Source organism: uncultured Aureimonas sp. (assembly GCF_913775355.1).
Taxonomy (GTDB): Bacteria; Pseudomonadota; Alphaproteobacteria; order Rhizobiales; family Rhizobiaceae; genus Aureimonas.
Genome location: NZ_CAJYIU010000074.1, coordinates 1 through 3,309, shown reverse-complemented (window position 1 = coordinate 3,309; position 3,309 = coordinate 1). Strand labels below are relative to the sequence as shown.

General features: G+C 67.4%; 8 protein-coding genes. 3 read left to right on the top strand and 5 right to left on the bottom strand.

Annotation, left to right across the window (positions count from 1 at the left end; translation table 11 throughout):
• On the bottom strand, positions 1-207 hold a 207-nt coding region (locus QZ753_RS05475; RefSeq protein WP_294641684.1), incomplete at its 3' end, for a hypothetical protein.
• Positions 208-343: 136 nt separating this feature from the next.
• On the opposite strand from QZ753_RS05475, the gene QZ753_RS05470 reads away from it, so the two are divergent.
• From QZ753_RS05470 to QZ753_RS05460, 3 genes are all read left to right on the top strand, one after another.
• Positions 344-616 (top strand): BrnT family toxin, encoded by a 273-nt coding sequence (locus tag QZ753_RS05470; RefSeq protein WP_294641682.1) that lies wholly within the window; start codon positions 344-346, stop codon positions 614-616.
• Positions 576-875, top strand: coding sequence for a BrnA antitoxin family protein (locus QZ753_RS05465; RefSeq protein ID WP_294641680.1), 300 nt, complete (start codon positions 576-578; stop codon positions 873-875). The genes QZ753_RS05470 and QZ753_RS05465 overlap by 41 nt, the downstream gene beginning before the upstream one ends.
• Positions 876-942: 67 nt before the next feature.
• Complete coding sequence (locus tag QZ753_RS05460) at positions 943-1,422, top strand: hypothetical protein (RefSeq protein ID WP_294641678.1); 480 nt, start codon at positions 943-945, stop codon at positions 1,420-1,422.
• Between the two features lie 100 nt (positions 1,423-1,522).
• Here the strand turns inward: QZ753_RS05460 and QZ753_RS05455 are convergent, their stop codons facing one another.
• The 4 genes from QZ753_RS05455 to QZ753_RS05440 all read right to left on the bottom strand — a co-directional run.
• Complete coding sequence (locus QZ753_RS05455) at positions 1,523-1,882, bottom strand: hypothetical protein (RefSeq protein ID WP_294641676.1); 360 nt, start codon at positions 1,880-1,882, stop codon at positions 1,523-1,525.
• 156 nt (positions 1,883-2,038) lie between these two features.
• On the bottom strand, positions 2,039-2,239 hold the full coding sequence (locus QZ753_RS05450; RefSeq protein ID WP_219748929.1) for a hypothetical protein: 201 nt from the start codon (positions 2,237-2,239) through the stop codon (positions 2,039-2,041).
• Positions 2,214-2,759 carry a hypothetical protein gene (locus tag QZ753_RS05445; RefSeq protein ID WP_219748805.1) on the bottom strand — a complete coding sequence of 182 codons (546 nt, stop codon included), beginning with the start codon at positions 2,757-2,759 and terminating at the stop codon, positions 2,214-2,216. The genes QZ753_RS05450 and QZ753_RS05445 overlap by 26 nt, the downstream gene beginning before the upstream one ends.
• A partial coding sequence (locus QZ753_RS05440) for an ATP-binding cassette domain-containing protein (protein ID WP_294641671.1) occupies positions 2,759-3,309 on the bottom strand: 551 nt, incomplete at its 5' end. The genes QZ753_RS05445 and QZ753_RS05440, both read right to left, overlap by 1 nt.

The following is a 3,309-nucleotide window of genomic DNA, read 5'->3' as shown; positions in this document are numbered from 1 at the left end:
GGAGAGCCCGACCCGCGCGGCGGCGCGCTCGACGCCGTGGCCTTCCGCGATGGCTTCGAGGAAGGCGCGCTGGCGCTCGGCGGACCAGCCGTCGGCGCGGCGCGAGGCGGTGAACGGCGTGGCGAGCGGGTCGGCGGCGGGGGCGGGTGGCGTCTCGGCCCGGCGAGCGGGGGCGGTGATGCCTTCCATTGGCGACATGACGGTCATGGGCGCGGCTCGCTGCGGCTGGGGGAGGCGGCAAGGGTGCGCGGTGTTGGAGGGTGTAGGACAGGGGGCGCCGTGATGGGTCAGCGAAAGGCACGCTGAGGGCTTGTCGCGGATTATGTAGCTACATAATGTAGGGATGGAGATCAGCTTCGATCCGGAGAAACGCGCCGCCACGCTGAGGGAACGCGGACTCGATTTCGCCGACGCCGCCCGGGTGTTCGACGCGCCGAAATTCGAGTTCGAAGATGACCGCTTCGATTATCCGGAGGTGCGGTGGTCGACGATCGGGCTGCTGGATGACCGAATGGTCGTGGTGATCTGGATCGAGGCCGAAGGTGGCCGTCGTGTCCTGTCGATGAGGAAGGCCAATGAGCGAGAACAAGCACGATACCGCGGAAAGCTCGCTTGATCCGGCGGATGACGCGCCGGAGTGGACGGACGAGATGTTCGAGATCGCCGAGTTCTCGATCGGCGGCAAGGTCATCCGCCCGGCGACGGGCTATCTCGGCCCGAACGGCGTGGTGCGCGGGCGCCCTCCGCTGCGCGCGCGCGCCAAGCAGCAGGTGACGCTGCGGCTCGACCCCGACGTGGTCGAGCGCTTCCGCGCCGACGGGCCGGGGTGGCAGGGGCGGATCAACGACGCTTTGAGGAAGGCGGCGGGGCTGTGATGTCGAACTGCAGCGTCCGCTCGGCCGACCCGTCGTTCGGCAGAATAGTGCGTGCGCGGGGCTGATGGTGGGTGAGCTGAGACGCTACGAGATCTTCGCCGACTATTTCCAGTTCTACCTTTGGGACGGGCGCTACCATCCCGACGATCTCGGCGCCTTCACCGATGAGGAATGCGCGCGGCACGTCAAGGTGGCGCCGCACGTGGTCCTCATCATGCCAGTCCGCAACATGACAGTGCCGGTCGTACTCGACCTATGCGACGCTGCGCCAGCCGATCCCGATCCCACCGAGTGGGATCATGTTGTCGACGTCAGCCTGGCGCTACCGTCGGGCGAGCTGGAGCTAGAAGGTTGGCAGGAAGAGCCGATCGACCGGATCCCGGTCGCGCCGGGCAGCTATCGTGTTCGGGTCTGCATGGCCGGTCTCGACACGCTCAGCGAGAACGGGCTCGAAGGCGACGACCATTATCGACTGACGCTCTGGCCCGCGCCCGAGGCGCCGCTCGTCGTCTGGAAACAGCATGCGCCGCTGCCGGATCGATCGTGATCGCGGCGACGCGTTCTCCGTCGAGCGTGTGGTCCGGCCGATATAGTCGGACATAGCGAGCCGGTCGGCGTGGCATCGTACGCTCAGACGAGTGGGAGCATTATCTCCCGCGATGCCGTTCGATGATCGCCCGCGCCATCGCCATCACTTCCTCATGCGGGATGCCCGGCTCGGTCGAGGCCATCGCCTTCTCGACCTTGGCGCGGAACCACGCGTCATAGGCGGCGGCCTCGTCGTGCGGCGACACGGTGACCGTGTCGGCTGGTAGCTTCGGCATCACCGCATCATACAGGACGGCGGCGATGCGCGAAAGCGCGCTCGCCGTTCGGCCGCGGCGCATGGCCCCAGGGTGGGGATCGTTGCGATGTGCTCCTGCGGAAGCAGGAACCCAGGGTTCAACACGCTGCAAGATGTTGCTCTGCTCGGCCCTGGGTTCCGGCGTTCGCCGGAACACGGTCATCAAACCCGTAAGTTGCACAATCTCGCCACGATCCCAGATCGGCGAGGCTCGAGCAGTTCGCTCGGCGAACGAAGCGCCGACCCGCGCTGGGCGATCGCCGCTCCGCTCGCGCCAAGCAGCAGATGACGCTGCGGCTCGACCCCCGTGATGACGTGTCTACCAGTCTGCCCCGAGCTGATGAAGCGCCTCAAGGAGCGCCCGTTTGCTCGTCGATCGTCGGTTGCCGGCGTTTCGCGGCATGTCCGGCTCGCCGAGCTCTTCCCGTCGCACCGACAGACGGGACACGAGATCGTCGTGCGCGATCACACGACCCTGCCAGTCGGCCGCGATGTCAGTCTTCGAGGTCGGCGACGCCATGATCGTCTCCCGCTTCGCGGCGGATACGCTCTTCCAGATAGACTCGATCGAGGTCGGGATGAAGCCGGAACAAGGTTCGCGCCTGGAGCAGCATCTCGGGTGCGGTCCCGGAGACATATTGGCCCATGCGGTCGGCGATCAGGTCCTCCACCGGGATGATCGCGAAGGCGGCCTCGGGTGCCAGCCCGCTGACCAAGAGCAAGCGGCTCCGATCATTGGCGCCGCCGAACGGCGTGGCGGCGACCACCTCGACGCCGAGCCGGAGGTCGGGGTGGAGCCAGCCTAGCGTATGACCCACTCCCGCTGGCCTGACGAACCCGAGCCGTACCAGCTCCTCCTCGAGCTCGGCCTGAACCGGCGACGTGAGGTCGAGATCACCGGTCATCAGCGCGCTACCGGAGAAATATTCGGCGGCGGCCCCACCGACGAGGATCGGCCGCGGCAGGCCGCGCGCCCGCATCGCCTCATTCACTCGCGCGAGCAACGCCAACGCGCGCAGCAGCTCGGGCCGGTGCGGCATTACTCCGCCGCCTCGGCCTCCGCCTTCACCCCGGCCCCGCGCTTCCCCAGCAGCGGCTTGAGATACCGCCCGGTGAAGCTCCTTTTCTCCTTCACCACCTCCTCGGGCGTGCCGACCGCGACGATCTCGCCGCCCTTGACGCCGCCCTCGGGGCCGAGATCGATGATCCAGTCGGCGGTCTTGATCACGTCGAGGTTGTGCTCGATCACCACCACGGTGTTGCCCTGCTCCACCAGCGCATGCAGCACCTCGAGCAATTTGCGCACGTCCTCGAAGTGCAGCCCCGTCGTCGGCTCGTCGAGGATATACAGCGTGTTCCCCGTCGCGCGACGCGACAGTTCCTTGGCGAGCTTCACCCGCTGCGCCTCGCCGCCCGAGAGCGTCGTCGCCTGCTGCCCGACCTTGACGTAGCCCAGCCCGACCTCGACCAGCATCGCCATCTTGTCGCGGATCGGCGGCACGTTGGCGAAGAAGCCCGCGGCGTCCTCCACCGTCATGTCGAGCACGTCGGCGATCGAGTGGCCCTTGAACTTCACCTCCAGCGTCTCGC

Coding starts and splice junctions, on each gene's coding strand:
- QZ753_RS05455 (WP_294641676.1), bottom strand. CDS start 1,882: ATGACCGTGTTCCGGCGAACGCCGGAACCCAGGGCCGAGCAGAGCAAC.
- QZ753_RS05450 (WP_219748929.1), bottom strand. CDS start 2,239: ATGGCGTCGCCGACCTCGAAGACTGACATCGCGGCCGACTGGCAGGGT.
- QZ753_RS05470 (WP_294641682.1), top strand. CDS start 344: ATGGAGATCAGCTTCGATCCGGAGAAACGCGCCGCCACGCTGAGGGAA.
- QZ753_RS05445 (WP_219748805.1), bottom strand. CDS start 2,759: ATGCCGCACCGGCCCGAGCTGCTGCGCGCGTTGGCGTTGCTCGCGCGA.
- QZ753_RS05465 (WP_294641680.1), top strand. CDS start 576: ATGAGCGAGAACAAGCACGATACCGCGGAAAGCTCGCTTGATCCGGCG.